23 protein-coding genes are annotated in these 23,168 nt (G+C 42.7%); 14 read left to right on the top strand and 9 right to left on the bottom strand.

The annotated features are described in order from the left end of the window. Nucleotides 1-191: 191 nt before the first annotated feature. Nucleotides 192-629 carry a DNA starvation/stationary phase protection protein gene (locus CQA49_RS07555; RefSeq protein ID WP_115575357.1) on the bottom strand — a complete coding sequence of 146 codons (438 nt, stop codon included), beginning with the start codon at nt 627-629 and terminating at the stop codon, nt 192-194. A 210-nt stretch (nt 630-839) separates the two neighbouring features. On the opposite strand from CQA49_RS07555, the gene CQA49_RS07550 reads away from it, so the two are divergent. From CQA49_RS07550 to CQA49_RS07535, 5 genes are all read left to right on the top strand, one after another. Next, the gene (locus CQA49_RS07550; protein ID WP_115575356.1) at nt 840-1,361 is read left to right on the top strand and encodes a hypothetical protein; all 522 of its coding nucleotides are present in this window, start codon (nt 840-842) and stop codon (nt 1,359-1,361) included. Beyond that, the gene (locus CQA49_RS07545) at nt 1,348-2,373 is read left to right on the top strand and encodes a radical SAM protein (RefSeq protein WP_115575369.1); all 1,026 of its coding nucleotides are present in this window, start codon (nt 1,348-1,350) and stop codon (nt 2,371-2,373) included. Before CQA49_RS07550 ends, CQA49_RS07545 begins: the two co-directional genes overlap by 14 nt. A gap of 236 nt (nt 2,374-2,609) precedes the next feature. Further along, complete coding sequence (locus CQA49_RS09885) at nt 2,610-2,807, top strand: hypothetical protein (RefSeq protein ID WP_147288668.1); 198 nt, start codon at nt 2,610-2,612, stop codon at nt 2,805-2,807. Next, on the top strand, nt 2,792-5,290 hold the full coding sequence (locus tag CQA49_RS07540; RefSeq protein WP_115575355.1) for a TonB-dependent siderophore receptor: 2,499 nt from the start codon (nt 2,792-2,794) through the stop codon (nt 5,288-5,290). The genes CQA49_RS09885 and CQA49_RS07540 overlap by 16 nt, the downstream gene beginning before the upstream one ends. A gap of 51 nt (nt 5,291-5,341) precedes the next feature. After that, entirely contained in the window at nt 5,342-6,811 is a 1,470-nt protein-coding gene (locus tag CQA49_RS07535) for a cytochrome-c peroxidase (RefSeq protein ID WP_115737608.1), read from the top strand. A gap of 68 nt (nt 6,812-6,879) precedes the next feature. On the opposite strand, the gene ligA is transcribed toward CQA49_RS07535, so the two are convergent. Continuing rightward, complete coding sequence (gene ligA / locus CQA49_RS07530) at nt 6,880-8,901, bottom strand: NAD-dependent DNA ligase LigA (protein WP_115575367.1); 2,022 nt, start codon at nt 8,899-8,901, stop codon at nt 6,880-6,882. A gap of 162 nt (nt 8,902-9,063) precedes the next feature. On the opposite strand from ligA, the gene CQA49_RS07525 reads away from it, so the two are divergent. From CQA49_RS07525 to acnB, 5 genes are all read left to right on the top strand, one after another. Further along, the gene (locus CQA49_RS07525; protein WP_115575354.1) at nt 9,064-10,014 is read left to right on the top strand and encodes a chemotaxis protein; all 951 of its coding nucleotides are present in this window, start codon (nt 9,064-9,066) and stop codon (nt 10,012-10,014) included. Between the two features lie 82 nt (nt 10,015-10,096). Next, the gene (gene aspS / locus CQA49_RS07520; RefSeq protein ID WP_115575353.1) at nt 10,097-11,845 is read left to right on the top strand and encodes an aspartate--tRNA ligase; all 1,749 of its coding nucleotides are present in this window, start codon (nt 10,097-10,099) and stop codon (nt 11,843-11,845) included. Between the two features lie 26 nt (nt 11,846-11,871). Next, nucleotides 11,872-12,444 (top strand): adenylate kinase, encoded by a 573-nt coding sequence (locus CQA49_RS07515; RefSeq protein WP_115575352.1) that lies wholly within the window; start codon nt 11,872-11,874, stop codon nt 12,442-12,444. Nucleotides 12,445-12,747: 303 nt separating this feature from the next. Beyond that, nucleotides 12,748-13,269 carry an inorganic diphosphatase gene (gene ppa / locus CQA49_RS07510; protein WP_115575351.1) on the top strand — a complete coding sequence of 174 codons (522 nt, stop codon included), beginning with the start codon at nt 12,748-12,750 and terminating at the stop codon, nt 13,267-13,269. A gap of 88 nt (nt 13,270-13,357) precedes the next feature. Then, nucleotides 13,358-15,970 (top strand): bifunctional aconitate hydratase 2/2-methylisocitrate dehydratase, encoded by a 2,613-nt coding sequence (gene acnB / locus CQA49_RS07505; RefSeq protein ID WP_115575350.1) that lies wholly within the window; start codon nt 13,358-13,360, stop codon nt 15,968-15,970. A gap of 119 nt (nt 15,971-16,089) precedes the next feature. Here acnB and CQA49_RS07500 read toward each other — a convergent pair whose 3' ends face one another. The 4 genes from CQA49_RS07500 to CQA49_RS07485 all read right to left on the bottom strand — a co-directional run bounded on the left by CQA49_RS07500 (nt 16,090) and on the right by CQA49_RS07485 (nt 18,084). Beyond that, nucleotides 16,090-16,668, bottom strand: a complete 579-nt coding sequence (locus CQA49_RS07500) for a hypothetical protein (protein ID WP_258864265.1) — start codon at nt 16,666-16,668, stop codon at nt 16,090-16,092. Between the two features lie 55 nt (nt 16,669-16,723). Further along, complete coding sequence (locus CQA49_RS10515; RefSeq protein ID WP_258864264.1) at nt 16,724-17,248, bottom strand: hypothetical protein; 525 nt, start codon at nt 17,246-17,248, stop codon at nt 16,724-16,726. Next, nucleotides 17,193-17,567: a hypothetical protein gene (locus CQA49_RS07490; protein WP_115575349.1), complete on the bottom strand. Its 375-nt coding sequence runs from the start codon at nt 17,565-17,567 to the stop codon at nt 17,193-17,195. The genes CQA49_RS10515 and CQA49_RS07490 overlap by 56 nt, the downstream gene beginning before the upstream one ends. 61 nt (nt 17,568-17,628) lie before the next feature. Further along, nucleotides 17,629-18,084 carry a hypothetical protein gene (locus CQA49_RS07485; protein WP_115575348.1) on the bottom strand — a complete coding sequence of 152 codons (456 nt, stop codon included), beginning with the start codon at nt 18,082-18,084 and terminating at the stop codon, nt 17,629-17,631. Between the two features lie 264 nt (nt 18,085-18,348). Between CQA49_RS07485 and CQA49_RS07480 the strand changes: the two genes are divergently transcribed. Both CQA49_RS07480 and CQA49_RS07475 read left to right on the top strand, forming a co-directional pair. Further along, the gene (locus tag CQA49_RS07480) at nt 18,349-18,630 is read left to right on the top strand and encodes a type II toxin-antitoxin system RelE/ParE family toxin (RefSeq protein WP_115575347.1); all 282 of its coding nucleotides are present in this window, start codon (nt 18,349-18,351) and stop codon (nt 18,628-18,630) included. A gap of 9 nt (nt 18,631-18,639) precedes the next feature. After that, on the top strand, nt 18,640-18,921 hold the full coding sequence (locus tag CQA49_RS07475) for a HigA family addiction module antitoxin (protein WP_115575346.1): 282 nt from the start codon (nt 18,640-18,642) through the stop codon (nt 18,919-18,921). Between the two features lie 7 nt (nt 18,922-18,928). On the opposite strand, the gene kdsB is transcribed toward CQA49_RS07475, so the two are convergent. Genes kdsB through rpsT form a run of 3 tightly spaced genes read right to left on the bottom strand, consistent with a single transcriptional unit; the run spans nt 18,929 to nt 21,022 of the window. Next, a complete protein-coding gene (gene kdsB / locus CQA49_RS07470) occupies nt 18,929-19,651 on the bottom strand; it encodes a 3-deoxy-manno-octulosonate cytidylyltransferase (RefSeq protein ID WP_115575345.1) in 723 nt (240 codons plus the stop codon). Continuing rightward, nucleotides 19,648-20,712, bottom strand: coding sequence for a peptide chain release factor 1 (gene prfA, locus CQA49_RS07465; protein WP_115575344.1), 1,065 nt, complete (start codon nt 20,710-20,712; stop codon nt 19,648-19,650). Before prfA ends, kdsB begins: the two co-directional genes overlap by 4 nt. A 37-nt stretch (nt 20,713-20,749) precedes the next feature. Continuing rightward, the gene (gene rpsT, locus CQA49_RS07460; RefSeq protein ID WP_066388163.1) at nt 20,750-21,022 is read right to left on the bottom strand and encodes a 30S ribosomal protein S20; all 273 of its coding nucleotides are present in this window, start codon (nt 21,020-21,022) and stop codon (nt 20,750-20,752) included. Between the two features lie 89 nt (nt 21,023-21,111). Between rpsT and glmM the strand changes: the two genes are divergently transcribed. Together glmM and lspA are read left to right on the top strand one after the other, a co-directional pair. Next, entirely contained in the window at nt 21,112-22,488 is a 1,377-nt protein-coding gene (gene glmM, locus CQA49_RS07455; protein ID WP_115575343.1) for a phosphoglucosamine mutase, read from the top strand. Between the two features lie 90 nt (nt 22,489-22,578). Further along, the gene (lspA, locus tag CQA49_RS07450) at nt 22,579-23,031 is read left to right on the top strand and encodes a signal peptidase II (RefSeq protein WP_115575364.1); all 453 of its coding nucleotides are present in this window, start codon (nt 22,579-22,581) and stop codon (nt 23,029-23,031) included. Nucleotides 23,032-23,168: the final 137 nt, after the last annotated feature.

Below are 23,168 nucleotides of genomic sequence, written 5' to 3'. Positions count from 1 at the left end.
TTCGCGCGTATAAAAGCAAAATTTTGGTTCGTGCTGTTTAATTGAATGAAATATATTAAAAACAAGTTTTTGCTGGGTAGTGTGTATTGACTTTTTTTAGATTGCTTGGAGGTTGAGAAATTGTGTTGGAGTTTGGAAGCTCTAGATTCTGTTTAACTCAAACAGAATCTAGGATTGGCAAAAGTTTAAAACTAGCTAAGTTGGGCTTTTAACATCCAAATTGCTTTTTGCAAATGCGCGACTTTGTCATCTGCATACGCTGCACTTACTTTGTCGCCTTGCGCGTCTGCGTCACTTGAAAGCTGTAAAAACGCTTTCAAAAAGTATTCATAATCGCTTAAAATTGCTTTTGCAATTGTTTTGGAATCAAAGCTTGTCGCGCTTTCCTCTTTAATCTTAGCAGCTTTGATCATATCCGCAAGCGTCACATAAGGCACACTGCCTAGCTGCAACACACGCTCTGCGACATCATCAAAAACATCTGCGAACTCCTCATAAATTTCTTGTGTCGCCTTGTGCGTAGGGTGGAAATCCATACCGCGCACATTCCAATGAAAATTATGCACCTTAACATAAAACACTTGCGCGTCTGCCTGAATCTGCTTTAATTGCTCGATAACTTTACTCATCGTTTCTCCTTTAGTGTAAAAGTATTTCTTAGCGAGCTAAGAACTAGGCAAGATTCTAGACTAACTTTGTAAATGCTTTTCCCTCTAAATAATAATTTTTATCAATTAGCTTTTATTTGTGCTAGCTTTTGGCATAAACTTTTAATTTATTTTGAAATTTTAAGCTATAATCAGCACTTTAATTTTACAAATCCCCAAAAGGAGTGAATGATGAAAAAACTTGCAATGCTAGTATTTAGCGCAGTTGTGGCGTTTGGATTTTTAGGTTGTCCGAGTAAAAATGAGCTTGGAAATACAGCAGATTTTGATCTTAATGGTGCGCCATCTTGGGTACTTGGAAGCACTGAAAAAGACAAAACTTTTGGCGTAGGAAGCGCGCAGATTACCAACAATCGCACAGATTGGGCGATTAAAGAAGCTACAATCAAGGGCAGAGCGGACTTAGCAGCGACGATTGAGACAAAAGTCGAGGAAAAAGTCAAAGCGCTTGATAGCGCAGAAGGTAGCGAAATGGTCGTGGCTATCCGCTCAAGCGTGGAGCAAACGCTTTCTGGCGCGCAAAGAACCGATACTTGGATAAGCAAGGGCGGGGTTTTGTATGTGAAAATTGAGATTCAGACAATCGATAGAAAGACGCTTGATAAGAATCTTGCAAACCTAAGCAAGGTAAATAAAGAGGCTGCGAAAGCACTTTCAGAGGCTGTCGATGAAATCATCGATGGCAAACAATAATTTCACTTTTGGTCCTATCCTCTCGCGGCGCTTTGGCTATTCTTTGGGGGTTGATTTATCCCCGAGTTTAAAGCAGTGCAATTTTGACTGCCTTTACTGCGAGCTAAAGCCTGCCCGCGCGCAAGATTCTATGCAAGAGGTGGCGCAAGTCCCGCTTGTGATAGAGCAAATCGCGCAAACCCTGCATTCCTTGCAAAAATCGCATGCGAAGGTCGATGTCCTCACATTTACCGCAAATGGCGAGCCTACGCTTTATCCGCATTTGTATGAATTGATTATGGAATCTAAAAAGATTCTGGCTACTTTCAAAGGCGCGCCTTTTGGCAACATTAAGACGCTTATTTTAAGCAATGGCTCGCTTTTTTGGAAAAAAGAAGTGCAAAAGGCGTTGCTTGAATTTGATATGGTGAAATTTTCGCTGGATTCTCTTAATGAGCGGATTTTCAAGCGTGTGGATAGGGCACATAAAAGTTTAGACATTGCGCAGATAAAAGAGGGCATCGCGGAGTTTTCGCGCATTTTTAAAGGCGCGCTTATTGGCGAGATTTTGCTTGTGAAGGGCGTGAATGATGATATGGATTCTGCTAGGGAATTAGCGGGATTTTTGCAAAGTATTGCGATAAGTCGCCTTGATATTGGCACGATTGATCGTCCTAGCGCACACAAAGCCACGCCCCTAACGCAGGAGGAAATCGAGCATTTTGCAAGTGTGTTTGAAAATATTTGCGTATGTCTACCACAGAGAAATCCTGCAAAACAAAGCGCGTCGCAAGAGCAAAATGCACTACAGGGGCAAAACGCATTGCAAGCGCAAAGTGTGTCGCAAGAATCAAAGCAAGAGCTAAACAAAGATGAGATTCTTGCACAAATTGCCCGTCGTCCGCTAAGCAAAGAGGATTTGCAGATTCTCTATTCCCCTTTAAGCCAAAAGCGCGCGCAAGAGCTTGTGGATTCTCAAATGCTTGCGTGGGTGAAAGTTGGGAGCGTGAGTTTTCTTAAATGCGTGAAATAATAACCTTTTAAAGAAAAAATTTTAATAAAAAATCTTGCCTTGCTTTATCGAAAAACTCAAAAGATTCACATTTGATAATGAAAGCTTTTCGTAAAATCCCACTTTTTTCAAAAAATCAAAAAAAGAGCCAAAAATACTCATTAATTAAGTAAATATTAAGTTAATACTCGGAAATATTCCGCCTGTTTTTACTATTTGTAAGAATTATTATTAATTAACAGGAGGTAACTTCAACCATGAGTCGCGTTTTCTCATATACAACTTTATTGAGTTTGTGTGCGTTTCAAATATTGCACGCGCACAATGCAGATTCTCAATCTTTAGAGAATCTTAATAGGGGGGGGGGCAATACAGCCTTCAAGGCAAAAAGTATGACTTCATTCTTGCGCAAAATACAGCAGAGCAGGATTCTCAAAGCATGCAAAATACTTTAGATTCTCAAAATGCAGATGAAAATAAAGTAAGGCTTAATAAAATAACCGCTTATGGCAGGACGCAGTCTCCTTATCAAAGCAGTGCTGGCGAAATCACGCGCTCAGTCATAGAATCTAATCCAAATGGCAATGGCGATATTACAAGCATTTTGAAGCTTTTGCCAAATGTGCAGTTTAACAATGCTTCTGGCAGTTCAGCCACGCCCGGGGAGATTAGCCCGGCAAATATCAGCATCAGCGGTGGCGTGCCATATCAAAATAGCTTCCAACTTGATGGCTTTGAGATGAATAACGATCTCGATCCCGCTGGCTCTAATACTAACCTGCAACAACGCCAAAGAGGTGGTATGAGTCAGGGGCTAAATATTGATACAAGCCTTTTAGATTCTATTGTTGTGCAAGATTCTAATATTAGCGCTGCGTATGGACGCTTTAGCGGAGGTGTGATAGAAGCAAATATCAGAAAACCGCGCACTGATGGTTGGCACGCTGGCGCATCTTGGCAATACACGCAAGATAAGCTAACAAACTACCATCTCTACGACAGCTATATGTCAAACTTTGCAAATGGGACAAATGAAAACTATCAAGATGATTTCAGCAAGCATATACTGCGCGCAAATGTAGAAGGTTATGTGACAAAAAATCTAGGCATTGTTGCAGCCTTTTCTACTGCGCGATCCAGCATGCCAAATACCTATACAAGCAACGCTGGCACTTTCACGCAAGATCAAAAGCGCGTGAGTGATAATTATTTAATCAAACTTCATTATAACCCAACCGAGCGCTTTACTTTGGAGGCAAATCTCACCTATGCGCCACAGGATAATACTTACTTCACGCCAAATTTCAAAAATTCGCGCTATCGCATGCGAAGTGGGGGATTACAAGGTGGGCTAAAAGCGCTTTATAATAGTGATTTAGGCTTATGGACGACATCGCTTGGATATTCAAGGTTGGAGAACTCAAGGCGTAGTGATGTGAATTATTACACTATGTTAAATGGCGCAGAGGGGCAATTTGGTAGCGTAGATCAGATTCAAAATAATCTTACCTTAAAAAGCGATATGCAGTTTAATCCAATTGAAGCTCTTGCTGTAATGCATGCTTTTCGCGTTGGAGCGGAAGCTATCTACCAAGATGCGACGCGCGATAGGATAGAGGATTCCCATATGTATATTTATGGTAATGGCTTAACAAATATCCCAACAGGACAAAGTTGGAATGGTTTGCCTGATAGCTTTGGTTTTATTTCAGCAAATGCTACACAATACTATCAAAGAATGGGCGTAATTAAAGCAGGTAAAACCTCTTTTAGCACCACTACCTATGGACTTTATGCAGAAGATGATGTAAATGCGGATTTAGGCAGCGGAGGAGCTTTGAACGCTAGGCTTGGTGTGCGTTTAGATGGGGATAATTATATGAACAAGCATAAATTTGCCCCGCGATTTTCTCTAAGCTACATTGCACCTTGGGAAGAATCTTATAAGACACAATTTACCTTTGGGGCAAATCGCTACTACTCACGCAATTTGCTAGCATATAGATTCTATGCTGATGCGATAAATTCTCGCGTGGCATATTGTCGCAGTGGCGTAAATGATGCATGGCAGGAATGGGCAGGAGCTGGGACTTGCACACAGATTGGACCTGTGCCACCAGTCTTTAGCAATGGTATCGTAACCACAGGTAATAGGCTGGATTCTCTTGATGTGCCTTATGATGATGAACTTATGTTTGGAATCTCGCAAAATCTTTTTGGATTATTTAGCGCAAATGCAAAATATATCCACAGAGAAGGCAAAGATCAAATAAATACAATCTTGCAAGGTAATACGCAGTATTTTGGAAATGGTGGCAGGACGCGCGCAAATATCTTTACTCTAAGCTTGTCAAATATCGCGCCTATTGAGACAAAGGGAGTTAGGCACCATTATCTTTTAGCGCTTGATTGGAGTGACACAAAGCGTAATTTTAATACGCATAGTGCGGATTATAGCCTTAGTGATGCGGTGGCTTATAATGGTGCTGTGACAACTTACGCAAATATGCCAGCGCAAAACTACAACCAACCTTGGACGCTACGCCTAAACACTACACATAGCTTTAATATCTCGCGCACAAAATGGGTGTGGAGCAACTTTTTACGCTATAGAGGAAGTGTGGAGCGCGTGGTGTTGGAAAGTTTGGCAGGTACCGGAGGTTGTACCGCTGGAAATTTGGGCGGGTGTGATGCCTACTCTACCAAAAAAATCCCAAATGCTTTCACTTGGGATATGCGCTTAGGCTTTGAAGTAGATGTATGGCGCAAAAACACTCTTTATGTCAATGTAGATATTTACAATCTGCTTGATACAAAAAATGTAACTACGCTAAGTGGCGCTGATGGAGTGCTTTTGTATGGAATCCCAAGCAATGCCGCTGTAATGGCATACGAGCTAGGGCGGCAAATATGGGTGCAAATAGGCTATAAACTTTAAGATTCTCTTGCAAGAGAATCTTTTAAGAGGACATTTTAAGGAAGTGAAAAAATGCGGGCAAAAAAGATTTTGTTTTTAGGTGTTGGGTTGGTTGCTGTGTGCGTGGCTGTTTGGCTTGTGGTGTGCTATACAAGGGATTTTGCAAATGTGAATCCATATGCCAAATATCGCACTATGTATGCAAAGCCTATAGCACAGTGGGAGAAGCCAGAGATTGATGAAGGTGTGGAGTGGCAGGAGCTAAGCGCATTGCCAGAATCTATTCCATCGCCAGAATCCAACCCTTTCAGCGAGCAAAAAGCGCAACTAGGCGAAAGGCTTTTCAATGATCCAAAGCTTTCAAAAAGCGGGCAAATCGCGTGTAGCTCGTGCCATAATAGCGAGCTTGGCTTTGGCGATGGGCTAAAGGTGAGTATCGGGCATGATCGCGCGCATGGACGCAGAAACGCGCCAAATATAGAAACAAGCGCATTTTTTGAGGAGCTATTTTGGGACGGGCGCGTGAGCGGGCTAGAATCTCAAGTGATTTTTCCGCTAAGCGATCCTATAGAAATGGCTAGCACGCCAGAAATCGCGCAAAATGCGGTGAGGGAAAATCCGCTTTATTATGGTTATTTTATTTTGGCATTTGGCAATGAGGAGCAAAAAAGTCGCTGGAGCGCGCTTTATAGCGATGCTTTGCCGCCGGTTATCAAGCCAACGCCAAAGCCAAATATTGAAGCGCGCCTTTATCCACCGCAAAACACAAAAAATACGCCAGAATCTAAAGACGATCATAGCAATCTAGCCCTTCTCACACCGGAGCAAAAAGAAGAAGTGCGCGCACAGGCAAATGCGCTTTTTGGCGAGGCAAGCTTTCATAAAATATTAAGCCCAAAGGAGCGCGCAGATTCTCTAAAAGATCCGGTGAATATGGCAAAAGCGCAACTCAATGTAATAGATAAAAAATGGCTACAAGCCTCGCGCACACTGCCACAATCGGCAAAAAATGAGGCGCTAGCGCTTATGACTTTTGAAAATATCGCCAAAGCGATTGCGACTTATGAACGCAGCTTAATCCCGCAAAATACGCGCTTTAATGCTTTTGTAAAGGGCAAATACAGTGCATTAGATGATTTTGAGCTGTATGGTTTGCATATTTTCCGCACTAAAGGGCGCTGTATGAATTGCCATTATGGCGCGGGATTTAGCGATGGTAAATACCACAATATTGGGCTTGCGCTCTATGGGCGCTCTAGTCAGGATCTCGGGCGCTATGAGGTGAGCGGGGAGATGGCGGATATCGGCGCATTCCGCACGCCCTCACTCATCAATGTCGCCAAAAGCGCACCATATATGCATAATGGTATTTCGCCAAATTTAATAGGCGTTATCCATCTCTATGATGTGGTGTTTCCCGTGCCAGAGGTTAAAATCCTAGAATCTAGCGAGCCAAAAGCGCAAAAAACACATCTCATAAAACCGCTAAACCTAAGCACAGAGGAAATGCAAGCACTCGAGGCGTTTTTGAAAAGTTTGTAGATGCTTTACAAGTTTGTTGATTGAAGTTTATTTGTTAATTAAAAAGCTAAGAAGTAAGCAGGGGAAGCTTATTCTCTCTTAGCAAGCTCTCTAAAATCCTCTTCATTTAGGACTTTTACGCCCAAAGTTTGTGCTTTAGCAAGCTTGCTGCCGGCGTTTTCCCCGCAAAGCACAAAGTCAGTTTTCGCGCTCACTGATGAGCTCACGCGCGCGCCAAGGGATTCTAGGATTTCCACAAAATGTTCGCGTGGCTGGGAAAGTGTGCCTGTGATAACCACGCTTTTATTTGCAAATGCGCTATTTGTGGCGCTTGTATCAAGTTGCGGGATGCTAGGTTTTAGAAGTGTGAAAATCTGCGCGATAAGTGCCTTGTTCGCGTGGCTAAACTCACAAAGTGATTTTGCCATCTCTTCGCCAAAGCCATCAATCTGCGTGATTTGCTCCACGCTCAAATCAAACACGCCAAGCCCAAACTGCCTTGCGAGCTTTTTGCTCGCGCCCTCGCCTATATGCTCTATCCCAAGCGCGTTGATAAGTCGCCACAGCTCCACACAGATGGTGTTTTGAATGCTTTGCAAGAGATTATTTGCGCGCTTTTCTTTCCAACCTTCCAGCGCCAAAAGTTCCTCTTTTTTCAAGCTATAAAGATCCAAAATCCCGCTAATTAACCCCTTATCAAAGAGTTCATATACGATTTTTTCACCCAAGCCATCGATATTAAGTGCCTTTTTTGAGGCAAAGTGAATGATGGATTCTTTGACACGTGCATGGCAGTTGAGATTCTGACATTTTATGAGAATCTCCTCGATTAGCAGTTCCTCGCCACACACAGGGCAGAGCGTTGGCGCGATTATTTCGCGCTCACTGCCATCACGCAAGGCGCTTAGGGGCTTTATGATTTTTGGGATCACATCGCCACTGCGGATTACCACAACCTTATCATTGATGCGAATATCCTTGCGCCTAATCTCGCTAAAATTATGCAAAGTCGCGCGCGTGATGGTCGCGCCTTCAATTTCTATTGGCTCAAGCTCAGCTACTGGGGTAATCGCGCCACTTCTACCCACCTGAAAAGTCACATCTATAAGCCTTGAAACCTTTTCCACCGCGGGGAATTTATACGCACACGCAAAGCGCGGGGATTTAATCGTCCAGCCAAGAGAATCTTGCATTTGCAAAGAATCCACCATCACCACCATACCATCAAGCATAATCTGATAGCTCTCTCTCGCCTCTTTTAGCTCCTCATACACTTGCAAAATCTGCTTTTGCAGGGAATCTAACGCGGATTCTGTGGATTCTAAGTTAGATTCATTATTTTCATCATCAAATAATGAAGGCGCGTTTTTTGGTGCATTTTTTGTCTCAATTTGAGAATCCACCGCACAAAGGTGCAAAAACGGCAAGGTGCTAAAGCCAAAGGATTCTATATTTTTTAAAATCTCATAAAAACTCAAAGTTTCAAGCGTGCATTCTCCCACGCCCCAGGGCATAAAGCGCAAAGGACGCTTTGCGGTAATCTTAGAATCTAGCTGGCGCAAGCTCCCAGCCGCCGCGTTTCTAGGATTTGCAAAAAGGCTTAAGTCCTCCTTTGCGCGCGTGTTATTAAGCGCGTCAAAATCATTTTTGCTAATCACCACTTCCCCGCGTATTTCGATTTTTTGCAAATAGGGGATTTGCAAGGGGATTGAGCGGATTGTGCGCGCATTTTGCAAGACTTGCTCGCCTTGTGTGCCATTCCCGCGTGTGAGCGCGCTTACTAGCATACCATTTTCATAAAGCAGATTGAGTGAAGCGCCATCAAACTTTGGCGAACACACAAAGCGCGCATTTGGGAAAACCTTTAAGATTCTCTTTAGCCACTCGCGCAATTCGTGTGCGTTAAACACATCATCCAAACTCCACATACGCTTGATATGCTCGCCTTTTTCAAACTCTTCAAGTGGCGTATCGCCTATGCGTTGCGTTGGGGAAGTGTAGTCAATCTCGCTTGTATGCGTGCTTTCATACTCTTTGAGCGCGTGATAAAGTATGTCATATGCCTCATCGCTTGCAATGGGCTCATCAAGCACATAATACGCATACGCCATTTTTTTGAGCTCTTCTACGCCGTTTTTATAACTTTGGGAATCTAAAATCTGCAAGTTATCCTCATAAATTTGTGGAATTTTGGAAAAAATAAGGTAAAATTATAGCCAATTTTTTGCTATCCACTCGCTAAATCTTATCAAAATACGCCTTAGGAGATTGCTTTGATAGATAATATTGATACCACGCTGCATTTAAAAAACGAAGCGCAATTCCTTTGTTTCACGCTTGAAAAAGAAGAGGATAAGGAAAGCCAGCTTTATGCGATGAATGTTTTTAAGGTAAAAGAAATTATTTACTATACTGATGTGCTGACAGAGACTGAAGGGCAACAAGATGGCGTATTGCTAGGCTTTCTCACTGTGCGCGGGACGACGATACCGCTTGTAGATATGCGTAGGTGGTTGTATTACAACCCAGCTGAGCCTAACCGCGATTTGCGTCCATTTTCTGTTGAAAGTCCAAATGACAGAAGCCTTGTAGTGATTTGTAATTTTTCAAATTACACCGTTGGGCTAAAGATTCTAGGCGTTAGGCGCATTATCCAAAAAAATTGGAGTGAAGTTAATGTCGGCAGTGAGTTTGGCATTGATGGGAACTCAAAAGTGACTGCCACGACAAAATATGACGATGGCACGGTTATCCAAATCCTTGATGTGGAGCGTATGGTGGCTGATGTTTTCCCAATGCAAGATGCTTCGCGCCAGCTAGAGTTAGAAAGCATTAGCGCGATACATAGTAATAGAATCGTGCTTTTGGCAGAAGATTCTAAAACAGCAGCAAAATCCTTGCAGCACATCATTGAAAGGCTTGAGTTGCAGTATTTTACCTTTCCAAATGGCAAGGCGCTTTTGGATTATCTCAATAATGCGGGTGTGGCGCAGATGGTTGGCGCGATTATCACAGACCTTGAAATGCCGATGATTTCGGGCTTTGAAGTGCTTAAAAGGGTGAAAGAGAATCCAGAAACAGCGCATATTCCTGTGATTATAAACTCATCTATGAGCTCAGATTCTAATAGACAAATGGCAGAGGCGCTCAAAGCTGATGCTTTCATCACAAAATCTAATCCAATCGAAGTAGAGCAGGCGCTTAAACGCTTGCTAAAAAGCTAGAATCTAGGCTTTGGCGAAGTGAAATTTTGCGAATTAAATTTGCTTAATGCATAAAAAATAAAATTTTCTAAAAAGGGTAACAATGTATAGAACTCATCTTTGCGCAGATGTGAGCGAAAAACTCATCGGAGAATCTGTGCGCGTGTGCGGGTGGTGTAATAGCTACCGCGATCATGGTGGTGTGGTGTTTTTAGACTTGCGAGACAAAAGCGGTATCGTGCAACTTGTGTGCGATCCAAACTCTAGCGCGCATAAAATCGCTTCAAGCGTGCGCGATGAATTTGTGCTTATTGCCAGCGGGAAAGTGCGCGCGCGCGGTGAAGGGCTAGAAAATCCAAAGCTAAAAAGTGGCAAGGTAGAAATCGTGCTAGATTCTCTTGTTATTGAAAATAAATCGCTCACACCGCCAATTGATATTAACGCCACGACTACTACAAGCGAAGAATTGCGCTTAAAATATCGCTATTTGGATTTGCGCGCGAGTAAGAATTTTGAAATTTTTAAATTGCGCTCAGATGTGGCGATCGCAGCGCGCAATTCTTTGCAAAAAATGGGCTTTTTGGAAGTGGAGACGCCTATACTTACAGCCAGCACGCCAGAGGGTGCGCGCGATTATCTCGTGCCTTCGCGCGTGCATGACGGGCAGTTTTTTGCCTTGCCACAAAGCCCGCAACTTTTCAAGCAATTGCTTATGGTGGGCGGATTTGATAGATATTTTCAGATTGCAAAGTGCTTCCGCGATGAGGATTTGCGCGCGGACAGACAGCCAGAATTTACTCAAATCGATGTGGAAATGAGCTTTTGCGATGAAAATGATGTGATGGAAGTGTGCGAGAATCTACTTAAAGATATTTTTAGCGCTAGTGGCGTGGAGATACACACGCCTTTTGCGCGTATGCCTTATAGCGAGGCGATGGAGACTTATGGAAGCGATAAGCCAGATTTGCGCTTTGAGCTACCTTTGGTGGAAGTGGGCGATTTGTTTTTAGATTCCACAAATGAGATTTTTGCAAATATCGCCAAAGATAGCAAAAACAACCGCATAAAAGCGCTATGCGTCAAAGGTGGGGATTCTCTTTTCACGCGCAAGACTTTGGGCGAGGCGGAAGAGTTTGTGCGTAAGTTTGGCGCAAAAGGTTTGGCGTATATTCAAGTCAAAGATGAGGGGCTTAAAGGTCCGCTTGTGAAGTTCCTAGATTCTAGCCTTTCGGCTTTGATAGAGCGCGTGGGCGCGGAAAAGGGCGATATTATTTTCTTTGGCGCGGGGAATAAAAGAATCGTGTGGGATTATATGGGGCGCTTGCGTCTTAAAATCGCGCAGGATTTTGGGCTGATAGATTCTCAAAAACTAGAATTTGTGTGGGTGGTTGATTTCCCAATGTTTGAGCGCAACGATGATGGCTCACTTTCAGCCTTGCATCACCCTTTCACAATGCCAAAAAATTTGGAATCTAGCGACGCAGAATCTATCCAATCAGTCGCATATGACATCGTGCTAAATGGCGTGGAGCTGGGCGGTGGCAGTATCAGAATCCACAAAAATGAGATTCAGCAAGAAGTCTTTAAGCTTCTTAACATTTCGCAAGAGCAGGCAAAAGAGCGCTTTGGATTCTTGCTTGAGGCGCTAAGCTATGGTGCGCCACCGCATGGGGGCTTTGCGATAGGCTTTGATAGGCTTATTATGCTTTTGAGTAAAAGTGAGTCGTTGCGCGATGTCATCGCATTCCCTAAGACGCAAAAGGCTACATGTCTGCTTGTGGGCGCGCCAAGCGAAGTTGATGAGGCGCAGTTGCGAGAATTGCACATACGATTGCGCAATCCAAAGAATTAAACACATTTCAAACAAGGAGGCAGGTTATGAAACAGATTTTTTTAATCATCGGAGCGCCCGGCAGCGGGAAAACTACGGACGCGCAGATTATCGCAAAAAATAACGCTGATAAAATCGTGCATTATTCCACAGGCGATTTATTGCGCGAAGAGGTGGCAAGCGGAAGCGAGCGAGGCAAGCTTATTGACAGCTTTGTGAGTAAGGGCAATCTCGTGCCACTTGAAATTGTGGTGAGCACGATTGTCGGGGCTATCAAAAATGCGCCAAAAGATGTGATTTTAATCGATGGCTATCCGCGCAGTGTGGAGCAAATGGAGGCGCTAGATTCTGAACTTAAGGCGCACAATGATGTGAGGCTAAAAAGCGTCATCGAAGTGGTTGTAAGCGAGCAAGTGGCGCGCGATAGGGTGCTAGGGCGCGCGCGTGGGGCTGATGACAATGAACAGGTTTTCAATAACCGCATGAGCGTGTATCTCGCGCCACTTCAAGCGATAGAGGAATTTTACAGCAAAGATGGCTTGTTGCACAAAATCAATGGTGAGCGCACGATAGAAGAGATTGTGAGCGATATGAACGCGCATATTCTCTCTAAATTATAGAATCTGGTTGTAATCTAAAGGCTTAGATTCTCAAACTGCAAAAGTGCGTTAGAGAATCTATAGAATCTGGCTAACCAAAAATGGTAAAATATGCACGCGAAAGCGGAGCTTTGGCGGACTTGTTCGCCAAAGTGATACAATCTAAAGGCTTAGATTCTCAAACCACAAAAGCGCGTAAGAGAATCTATAGAATCTGACTAACTAAAAATGGTAAAATATGCACGCGAAAGCGAAGCTGGAGCGGAGGCGAAGCGGGATTCATTCCCGCGGATGATACAATATAAAGGAATTAAGGAGAACACAATGAACTTAGACAAAATCAAAATAGGCTCAAACCCTGACGCCATTAACGCGGTGATCGAAATCCCCTATGGCTCAAATATCAAATACGAAGTCGATAAAGAATCTGGCGCGGTGGTGGTTGATCGCGTAATGTATAGCGCGATGTTTTACCCGGCAAACTATGGCTTTGTGCCAAATACGCTCGCAGATGATGGCGATCCTGTAGATGTGCTTGTGCTAAACGAGTATCCATTGCAAGCTGGAAGCGTGATTAAATGCCGACTGGTTGGCGTGCTGATAATGGAAGATGAAAGCGGAATGGACGAAAAGCTGCTAAGCGTGCCGGTTTCAAAAATCGATCCTCGTTATGAGAAAATCCAAACCTACCAAGATTTGCCACAAATCACGCTTGATAGGATTAAAAATTTCTTTGAAACTTATAAAATCCTAGAGCCAAACAAATGGGTGAAAGTAAAGGATTTTAAAGGGATAGACGACGCAAAGCAGATTCTAGAAACTAGCATTCAAAACGCCAAAAAGTAAGATTTTAATTAACCTCTTTGTCTTATAATTAAGCCCTTTAGCAACAGCTTTACGCAAATAAGGTCAAATAAGTCAAGGAGGAAAAAGTATGAGCAAAGAGCAATTCGCGCAGTTTATCGCGCAATACAACGAGCAAAAATCACAACGAGAAAGCGAAGGTGTCCCACCACTTCCACTTACAGCAGAGCAGACGCGCCTAGCGATTGCGATTTGCAAAAGTGCAGAATCTAGCGATGAGCAGAGGGCATTTGCAAAAGAACTTCTAATCCACCGCGTAAATCCCGGCGTTGATGATGGCGCAAAACTCAAGGCAGAGTTTTTAAGCGAGATTCTTAAAAACGCAGATTCTAAGCAGACTACTTCTCAAACAACCCCGCAAGTTTTTACACCACAAGAAGCAGTAACCTACCTTGGCACGATGCTTGGTGGCTACAATGTCGCGCCACTTATTGAGGGGCTCAAGCTAGCAGATTCTGGGCTTGCAAAGCTTTGCGCAGAGGCACTCAAACACACGCTATTGCTTTATAATAGCTTTGATACCATTGCTGAGCTTAGCAAGACAAATGCCCTTGCAAAGGAAGTTTTGCAATCTTACGCGGAGGCGGAGTGGTTTTTGGCAAAACCGGAATTAGAAAAAGTCATTAAAGCCTGTGTTTTTAAAATTGATGGCGAGACAAATACCGATGATCTAAGCCCTGCAAGCGATGCTTTCACAAGGAGCGATATTCCATTGCATGCAAAAGCAATGCTAAAAGCGCGCATTGAAAACTACGAAGAGCGTATTCGCGCCATTAAAGAGCTAGCCAAAAAGCATAATGCGCAAGTCGCCTACACAGGCGATGTCGTCGGCACAGGCAGTAGCCGAAAGTCCGCGTGCAACTCCATTATGTGGCATTTTGGCAAGGACATTCCCTATATCCCAAACAAGCGAGGCGGCGGGCTGGTGCTGGGCTCTGTGATAGCGCCAATTTTCTTTAACACCTGCGAAGATTCTGGCGCGTTGCCGATTGTAGTTGATGTCAAGGATTTGAATGAAGGCGATATTATAGAAATCCACACGCAAGAGGGTGTTATTAAAAAAGATGACAAGCAAATTGCGACATTTAGCCTCACGCCTGTCACGCTAAGCGATGAAATCCGCGCAGGTGGGAGGATTTCCCTCATTATCGGGCGCAATCTCACCGCAAAAGCGCGTGAGTTTCTCAAACTTCCCCCAAGCGAAGTGTTTAAAAAACCAAAAGAGCCAGCGCAAAAAAGTTGCGGTTACACTCAGGCGCAAAAAATTGTCGGGCGCGCATGTGGCGTTGAGGGCGTGCGTCCGGGCACATACTGCGAGCCAAAAACCACCACCGTTGGCAGTCAAGATACCACAGGCGCGATGACGCGCGATGAGATTAAAGAGCTCGCGGCAATTAGCTTTGGCGCGGATTTTGTGATGCAGAGTTTTTGTCACACAGCCGCGTATCCAAAGCCCGCCGATGTGAGCTTACAAGCGACTTTACCAAACTTCATTTCTTCAAAAGGCGGTGTGGCGTTGCGTCCAAAAGATGGTGTGATTCACTCATGGTTAAATAGATTCTGTCTGCCTGATACGCTTGGCACGGGCGGGGATTCTCATACGCGCTTTCCTATAGGTATTTCATTCCCCGCAGGAAGCGGGCTTGTGGCGTTTGCGGCAGTGACTGGGACGATGCCACTTGATATGCCAGAATCTGTGCTTGTGCGCTTTAAAGGCAAGCTCAATCCGGGCATTACTTTGCGCGATTTAGTCAATGCGATTCCCTACTATGCTATAAAACAAGGGCTTTTGAGCGTGGAGAAAAAGGGCAAGAAAAATATTTTTAGTGGGAGAATCTTAGAGATTGAGGGCTTAGGCGATTTGAAGGTCGAGCAGGCTTTTGAGCTAAGTGATGCAAGTGCGGAGCGCAGTGCGGCGGCGTGTAGCGTGCGCTTAAACAAAGAGCCAATTATTGAGTATTTGAAATCAAACATTACGCTTATTGAATCTATGACAGCTGATGGCTACAAAGACGCTACGACCCTGCAGCGCCGTGCGGAAAAGATGAAAGAGTGGATTGAAAATCCCGTGCTTTTGGAGGCGGATTCTGACGCGGAGTATGCGGCGGTGATTGAGATTGATTTGAGCGATATTAAGGAGCCGATTTTGGCATGCCCAAATGATCCTGATGATGTGGCGACGCTAAGTGAGATTTTAAACGATCCTAAGCGCCCAAAAAATATTGATGAAGTGTTTATCGGAAGCTGTATGACAAATATCGGGCATTTCCGCGCCTTTGGGGAGATTGTCAAAAATGAAGGGCAGAGTAAAACGCGGATTTGGATAGCACCGCCAACAAAAATGGATGAAAAAGAGCTGACAAAAGAGGGCTATCTCTCGCTTTTTGGCGCGGCTGGTGCGCGACTAGAGGCGCCGGGCTGTAGCCTTTGTATGGGGAATCAAGCGCGCGTGAGGGATAATGCGGTGGTGTTTTCTACCTCAACGCGTAATTTTGACAATCGCATGGGCAAAGGCGCGCAGGTGTATTTAGGAAGTGCCGAGCTAGGTGGAGTTTGCGCGATTTTGGGACGCTTGCCAAGTGTGGAGGAATACCTCCAAATCGTGCCTAAGAAAATCCACGGACGAGAATCAAGCGTTTATACTTATCTCAACTTTGACAAAATCCCGGATTTCACGCTTTAAAAAGTTATCAAAAGGGTAGGTTTAGATTTTAAGCTTACTCTTTAATATAAAAACACCTAACAAGCAAAACTAGCTTTTATTTATTGCTTCTATAAGTGAGGATTCCTTTGCTTGCGATACTATAAGCTATTTGCTTTTTCCAAAATCTTTCGCATTTTTGGCTGATTATTGTATTTTTCTTGCAGGATTTTATAAGCTTGCGGGAGTGGCTTGCAATATTGTATTATTTTTTCATCAAGCTCTTTTTCTCTCGCCTTATCATATCCATATTCACCGCGAAAATAATTGCAAGCGCAAGCATTTTGTATGTGTGTTTGTAAATCTTGCGGATAAAGCATTTTAGATTCTATAGTGCTTGCTATATTTGTATCTATTTGCTTTAAAGATATATCAAAGCTTTTGTAAGTGCAAATTCTCTCCCCATTTTCAAAAGCTTCTAGGCTGATTTTCACTTCTTTTGCATTTTCCCACTGTACTTTGAGCGTTTTATATCCATAGATTTCACTTTCCTCATCATCAAATGTTTGTATGATATTTTCCATAGATTCAATCTCTTGCGGGAGATAATAACCCTCTGAAAAACTATTTTTCATGTCTCTGTAAGCTTTTGTGATATTTGTGTCTGTAAAAGTCTCTTCTTGCTCTACTTGCGCAAATAAGCTATTGCAGCAAAATAATAGAATTAATATATAACGCATTTATTCCTGCCTTTTAACGAAAAGAATATTCTTGATTTTACTATATAAAATCTATTTAATATTGTTTTTCACACCCCGCGCTTACCTGACTTTCGTGGATTACTCCATAGATTGCCTTGCTTGTGTCTTTGGATTCTGGTGGGATATAGGCTACTTTTATCCATTTAGGATTGCCAGAATCTCTGCCTAATTCCAAAATCAAGCCCTTATTTTCCTCATATTCACAAGGCTTTGGCATATCAGTTTTTTGAATCTGTTTTGCAATCTCACCATTTGGGGATTGGCGTAGATTGATGTAAGCGTCCTTAGAGCTAGGAAAAAGGAGATATTCACTAGAAAGTTCGCGTTTGTCAATATGCCATCTTTTTGGTTTCTCTAATATTTTTATAGAATCTGCCTTAATGCTTGCGTAATAGTATGTATCACTTTCGCCCTCTAAATGCTTTTCAATATAATAATCTTTCAAAGTGAGCGTTGCGCGCACTGCTATTCCGCCTAAAATATACTCATCTGTTTGATTTAGCTCATCTTGCAAAATACTTAGAAATTTGCAAAAAGCTATTCTTTTGGAATCTTGCATCTCTTGTAAGCGCATCATTTAGAAATATTGCAAAAAGCATTGGCTCATTGTCATTGTCAAAAAGCCTAGGAATAGCATTTGGTATATCAGGGAAAAACACCAAACGCCAATAAAAATCCGCTTCATCTTGATACATCTGCCATTCTAGCACGCCACTTAGCGTTATTGTCCCCTTGTAATATATCCTAGATTCCGTCTCTTTGTCTTTATGTAAGGTGCTGGTGTAGGGAGTTTGACTTAGCATATCTTGAAAATGCGCATTATGCACATTAGCATAAATCACATTCATAGCAAAAAACATAAAAATCACTAAACGCATTAATATCTTTCAAAATAAAAATTTCATTTCTTTGTCCCTTTATTGCTTTGTTTATTAAGGTTTAGCCTACCAAATAAATATTAAAATCCCTCGGTTTAGTATATTCTGACTTAGTTTCTAAGTGACCATTTCCAGCAATTCTTAAAATCTCATAACCCCAAAAATCACAAATGTATTGAAACTCCCATAAAAGATTCTCTTTCTTATTTTCTCTAGTTAATGCCTTGCTCCAATTCTCTACTATCAAGGTAAAGGAATTAAACCCCGCGTCCATTAGCCAATCTAAATATTCTACCCAAGAGAAAGGATTCCCCGGCTCATTTAGCCAAATCATACTTTCATCAGTCGGTGTTTGAAAGGCGGCTTTGGCTGCTTTCTCAAACTCATCATAAGTATAGAGTTTTGAGCCATCAAGTTTGACTACAAATAAATCTTTACTATCTTTTAACGCTACTTCTTGTGTATTTTTTAGCTTATAGACTCTATTGTCTTTTTTATCTTTCATTGTGTATGGCATATTTTCCCCTCATTCTCTATGAATTTCAACAAAGGATTGTCTTTGGAAACTTTAAAACTATTATAAAATTAATTTTAGCATTTTTATAGTGTCGGTGGTCTTTCATTTGAGAGAAAAATCAGGAATTACCAACGTAGAGATATTGAAAGATTTAGAAAAAAACATATTTAATGATAAATAGTTTGTAGCTTAATGTTTTATCTTGCATTTTATATCATTATGCGTTATAATGTTATAAAACTTCAAGGCAAAAGGTAAAAAGTAATGATAAAAAGCTTTAAAGATAAGCGCACACAGGATTTTTGGCAAAGTGGTAAAGCTAAGCATTTACCTAGCGAGATTCTTACACGCGCGCTTTTAAAGCTTGAGGTTTTGGATTATGCTTATCAATTAGAGGATTTGCGCTCACCACCGAGCAATCATTTAGAAAAGTTAAGTGGTGATTTAAGCGGATTTTACAGCATTCGTATCAATCAAAAATGGCGCATTATTTTTACTTTTGAGCAGGGCAATGCTTATGAAGTTTCTATTTTAGACTATCATTAAGGAGTAATTATGAGAGTTCGCACACATCCGGGAATTTTACTTAAAGAATTATGGCTAAAAGATTTAAATCTTACACAAGAGCAGTTCGCACGCGCATTAGGCGTTAGTTTTAAGACAATCAATGAGCTACTAAACGCAAAAAGAAATATAAGCGTAGATATGGCAATGCGCCTTGCTTGCGCCCTTAATACAAGTGCAGAATTTTGGCTTAACGCCCAAAATGCTTATGATTTAAGCTTGCAAGATAAAAGTAAATTTGCAGAAGTGGAAGTCTTAATAAAGCCCGCGTAAGGGTTTATTAAGTAAAACACTTTTGCGCTTGTTGCAAGTCCTCCGCTGTGTCGATGCCTATGCTTTGGGTTTGCACGATTTTGAGTGCGATTGTTTTTGCGTGGTAGAGTGCGCGGAGTTGTTCGAGTTTTTCAATCTCTTCAAGTGGGCTTTTTGGGAGCTTGCAAAAAGCCTCTAAATTCTCTTTTCTGAATCCATAAAGTCCCAAATGCCCAAGGTAGGGATTTTGCTTGATAAGTATAGAATCTAAACCATCGCGACTATAGGGAATCCCAAGCCGAGAAAAATAAATCGCCTCGCCTTTAGCATTGAGCAAAACTTTCACAAGATTTGTGTCCGCGATTTGTGAAGGCTCAATGACTTTTGCAAGGGTGTTAAGAAACGCACTAGATTCCGCGCTTAAGCTTTGGAGTGTTTCTAACACGCTGGTTTCAATGAATGGCTCATCTGCTTGTAGATTGATAATAATCGCATCACTTTTAAGCCCTAGCTTTTGTGCTGCTTCAGCGCATCTATCTGTGCCACTTGTATGCGCCTTTGAAGTCAGCACGCAAGGGATTTTGTAGCTTTTGCATACTTCCAAAATCGCCTCATCATCGCACGCTACGACTACTTCATCGACTTCATTTGCCCTCTGTGCCGTGCACACTACCATAGGCACGCCACCTATTTCGCAAAGCACCTTGCGCGGGAGGCGCGTAGATTCTAAACGAGCTGGGATTATAATCATTGCGCATTCCCCATGGCTTCGCTTTGTGCGGCAGCGATGAGCGGATTTATGACTAAGTCCAAATTGCCTGCAAGCATGATTTCTTCGAGGCTGTAAAGCGTGAGGTTGATTCTATGATCGCTAAGGCGGTTTTGTGGATAATTATAAGTGCGGATTCTCTCGCTCCTATCGCCACTGCCAACTTGATTTTTGCGTGCTTGGGCGTTTTGAGAGATTTGCTCTTCAAGCTGTGCTTCATAAATGCGCGCCTGAAGGATTTTCATCGCTTTGTCTTTGTTTTTGTGCTGGGATTTTTCATCTTGCATTGACACGCTGATGCCTGTTGGAATATGCGTGATACGCACCGCAGAATCTGTCGTATTTACCGACTGCCCGCCATGCCCGCCCGCGCGGAAAACATCGATTTTAAGATCGCTTGGATTGATATTGACTTCCACCGCATCAACTTCAGGCATAATCGCCACGGTGATTGCAGAAGTGTGAATGCGCCCTTGAGATTCCGTCTCTGGCACGCGTTGGACACGATGCGTCCCACCTTCAAACTTCAGGCGTGAATACGCGCCTTTGCCTTTAATGAGCGCGATTATCTCTTTATAGCCACCTACGCTATTTTCGCTTGAGCTGATAATTTCTACCTTCCATTTTTGCAAATCCGCATAGCGACAATACGCCTTAAACAAATCGCCCACAAAGATTCCCGCTTCATCGCCACCAGTGCCTGCGCGCAACTCCAAATAAATGCTTTTATCATCATTAGGATCTTTAGGGATTAGAAGGATTTTGATTTGCTCTTCAAGCTGTGATTTTTGAGAATCTAGCGTTTTAAGCTCTTCTTTTGCAAGTTCGCCTAGCTCTTTGTCCTCGAGCAGAACCTTATTTTGCGCGATTTGCTCTAGCGTGTGGAGATATTCTTTAGCGCTTTTGGCAATTTCTTCGATATCGCTTTGCTCTTTGCTTAGTGCGGTGAGCTTTTCCACATCAGCGAGTATTTCAGGCTTTTGTAAAAGCTCGGTGATTTCATCATAGCGAGCAATGATTGGATTGAGTTTTTCTGTCAGCATTGCGCGCTAGATTCTTTAAATTTTAGAGTAGAGGGGATTATGCGCTAAGTGCGACTTTTTTCACGCTTGCATTGAGACGAGAAACCTTGCGTGAAGCGGTATTTTTCTTTAAAATTCCCTTGCTTACAAGCTTATGAATCTCTTTATTCGCGACTTTTAAGCACTCTTGCGCTTTTGTGATATCCTTTGCCTCGAGGGCTTCGCGCAATGCACGCACCATATTTTTAAGCTTTGTTTTGTAGTAGCGATTGCGCTCTGTTCTTACTTTTGTTTGTCTGATACGCTTTTGCGCGGATTTATGATTTGCCATAAGACTTAATCCTTTTCTAAAAAATTTTAAGGCAAAATTCTGCCAAAACTTTAATTAAATAGAGTTTAAAAACACACAAAGGGCAAAAAATGAGTAAAAAATCCGCTCAAAAAATTTTTGGCACAGATGGTGTGCGCGGAAAAGCTGGGCAGTTTTTGACGCCAAATTCCGTCATCAAGCTTGGCTCAAGTGCTGGAATCTTTTTTCAAAAAAACAGACAAGAGGACAAGCAAGAAGCTTATACAAAAAGGATTCTAGTGGGTAAAGACACACGCCGCAGCGGCTATATGATAGAAAATGCGCTTGTCTCAAGCCTCACTTCTGTGGGCTATGATGTGATACAAGTCGGACCTATGCCGACACCCGCGATTGCCTTTTTGACGGAGGATATGCGCTGTGATGCGGGCATTATGATAAGTGCTAGCCACAATCCTTATGATGATAATGGGATAAAGTTTTTCGACCATAGCGGTTACAAGCTCGATGAAGAGAGCGAGCGCAAGATTGAGGCGATTTATGCTGATGAAGAGTTGCAAAATTCGCATCTTAAAGTCGGGCTTGAAATTGGTAATTCAAAGCGCATCGATGATGTCGTGGGGCGCTATATCGTGCATATTAAAAATTCTTTCCCTAAGAATCTGACTTTGCAAGGAATGCGTATTGTATGTGATTGTGCTAATGGTGCAGCGTATAAAGTCGCGCCAACGATATTTAGAGAGCTTGGGGCAGATGTGATTGTGATAAATAACGAGCCAAATGGGCATAATATCAACGAGCAGTGCGGTGCGATGTATCCGCAGATTTTGGCTTCTGAAGTCAAGCGCTACAGAGCAGATATCGGCTTTGCACTAGATGGTGATGCGGATAGGCTGGTGGTGGCTGATGATGAAGGCGAGGTGGTAGATGGCGACAAGCTCCTTGGGGCGTTAGCGCTGTATCAAAAGCAAAATGGCACGCTTAAAGGTGGCAAAATCGTGGCAACTTTGATGAGTAATCTCGCGCTTGAAGAATTCCTCAAATCCCATGATATAGGGCTTGTGCGTTGCAATGTCGGCGATAAATATGTCATAGAATCGCTTAAAAAGCATAAGCTTAATTTTGGCGGGGAAAATAGCGGGCATATTATTTTTAGCGATTATGCAAAGACTGGCGATGGGCTTGCTAGCGCGTTGCAGGTGCTTGCATACTTACGCCAAAGCAAGCTAAGATCCTCAATCGCGCTCAATCCTTTCAGTCTCTATCCTAGCCAGTCGCTCAATCTCAATGTGTCGCAAAAAATCCCGCTAGAGCAGATCGAAGGCTTGCAAGAGATTCTAGATTCCATCACGCGCGCGCATCATCGCCATTTGGTGCGCTACTCTGGAACGGAAAACAAGCTGAGAATCCTTATCGAGGGCAAAGATGAGAATCTCTTGCAGTCCCAAATGCAAGAGCTCAAAAGTTTTCTTGTAAAAAAACTTGCATAGATTCTATGATTTAGTTTAGAGGCAAGACTTTTGATACGCGCATTTTTGGCAAAATTTTTAGCACAATGCAAGAATCTTGGCGCAAAAAGAATGCTTTTTTTTCTTTGCGTTGCGCTTCTTACTTTTGGGGTAGATCAAGCTTTGAAGCAGCTTTTTTTAAATGGATTCAGTATAGAATCTAGCGCAATCACGCTCGGCGGACGCGCACTTGTATTTAATGATGGCGTGGCGTTTTCGATGTTGAAGTCTTTGGGTGAAAGCTTGAAGTATTTGCAGATTTTCCTGCTTATCGTGCTTTTTTGCTTTACGCTTTTTAGCGGACTTTTGAGGCAGAATCTTGTGGCGTTTGGGCTAGTTTTTGGCGCTGGGGCGGGGAATATCATCGATAGATTTATCCATGGCGGCGTGGTGGATTATGTGTTTTGGCATTATGGATTTGAGTTTGCGATTTTTAATTTCGCAGATGTGATGATTGATGTTGGCGTGGGACTGGTGCTTTTGGGACTTTTGCTTGAGCGCAAAAAGTCTTGCAAGAATAAATAATGCCGAGACTAAATATAAGCACCTAAGCGCAAACCGAGATTTTGCGCTAGCAAAATCCAGATAAAATGGAATTAAGGAATTCAAGTTACGCGCCAGCGTAACCCTTAAAAAGCGTTGTCGGGGGTGGGGGATTGATA

Origin of the sequence: Helicobacter sp. MIT 00-7814, assembly GCF_003364115.1 — a bacterium.
Lineage (GTDB): Bacteria > Campylobacterota > Campylobacteria > Campylobacterales > Helicobacteraceae > Helicobacter_F.
The sequence above is the reverse complement of the archived record's forward strand: the minus strand, read 5'-3'. Positions and strand labels throughout refer to the sequence as shown.

Bases quoted from the DNA above. Each gene is read 5' to 3' on its own strand.
- CQA49_RS07555 (WP_115575357.1), bottom strand. From the start codon at position 629: ATGAGTAAAGTTATCGAGCAATTAAAGCAGATTCAGGCAGACGCGCAA.
- CQA49_RS07550 (WP_115575356.1), top strand. From the start codon at position 840: ATGAAAAAACTTGCAATGCTAGTATTTAGCGCAGTTGTGGCGTTTGGA.
- CQA49_RS07545 (WP_115575369.1), top strand. From the start codon at position 1,348: ATGGCAAACAATAATTTCACTTTTGGTCCTATCCTCTCGCGGCGCTTT.
- CQA49_RS09885 (WP_147288668.1), top strand. From the start codon at position 2,610: ATGAGTCGCGTTTTCTCATATACAACTTTATTGAGTTTGTGTGCGTTT.
- CQA49_RS07540 (WP_115575355.1), top strand. From the start codon at position 2,792: ATGCAAAATACTTTAGATTCTCAAAATGCAGATGAAAATAAAGTAAGG.
- CQA49_RS07535 (WP_115737608.1), top strand. From the start codon at position 5,342: ATGCGGGCAAAAAAGATTTTGTTTTTAGGTGTTGGGTTGGTTGCTGTG.
- ligA (WP_115575367.1), bottom strand. From the start codon at position 8,901: ATGGCGTATGCGTATTATGTGCTTGATGAGCCCATTGCAAGCGATGAG.
- aspS (WP_115575353.1), top strand. From the start codon at position 10,097: ATGTATAGAACTCATCTTTGCGCAGATGTGAGCGAAAAACTCATCGGA.
- CQA49_RS07515 (WP_115575352.1), top strand. From the start codon at position 11,872: ATGAAACAGATTTTTTTAATCATCGGAGCGCCCGGCAGCGGGAAAACT.
- ppa (WP_115575351.1), top strand. From the start codon at position 12,748: ATGAACTTAGACAAAATCAAAATAGGCTCAAACCCTGACGCCATTAAC.
- acnB (WP_115575350.1), top strand. From the start codon at position 13,358: ATGAGCAAAGAGCAATTCGCGCAGTTTATCGCGCAATACAACGAGCAA.
- CQA49_RS07500 (WP_258864265.1), bottom strand. From the start codon at position 16,668: ATGCGTTATATATTAATTCTATTATTTTGCTGCAATAGCTTATTTGCG.
- CQA49_RS10515 (WP_258864264.1), bottom strand. From the start codon at position 17,248: ATGCAAGATTCCAAAAGAATAGCTTTTTGCAAATTTCTAAGTATTTTG.
- CQA49_RS07490 (WP_115575349.1), bottom strand. From the start codon at position 17,567: ATGCGTTTAGTGATTTTTATGTTTTTTGCTATGAATGTGATTTATGCT.
- CQA49_RS07485 (WP_115575348.1), bottom strand. From the start codon at position 18,084: ATGCCATACACAATGAAAGATAAAAAAGACAATAGAGTCTATAAGCTA.
- CQA49_RS07480 (WP_115575347.1), top strand. From the start codon at position 18,349: ATGATAAAAAGCTTTAAAGATAAGCGCACACAGGATTTTTGGCAAAGT.
- CQA49_RS07475 (WP_115575346.1), top strand. From the start codon at position 18,640: ATGAGAGTTCGCACACATCCGGGAATTTTACTTAAAGAATTATGGCTA.
- kdsB (WP_115575345.1), bottom strand. From the start codon at position 19,651: ATGATTATAATCCCAGCTCGTTTAGAATCTACGCGCCTCCCGCGCAAG.
- prfA (WP_115575344.1), bottom strand. From the start codon at position 20,712: ATGCTGACAGAAAAACTCAATCCAATCATTGCTCGCTATGATGAAATC.
- rpsT (WP_066388163.1), bottom strand. From the start codon at position 21,022: ATGGCAAATCATAAATCCGCGCAAAAGCGTATCAGACAAACAAAAGTA.
- glmM (WP_115575343.1), top strand. From the start codon at position 21,112: ATGAGTAAAAAATCCGCTCAAAAAATTTTTGGCACAGATGGTGTGCGC.
- lspA (WP_115575364.1), top strand. From the start codon at position 22,579: ATGCTTTTTTTTCTTTGCGTTGCGCTTCTTACTTTTGGGGTAGATCAA.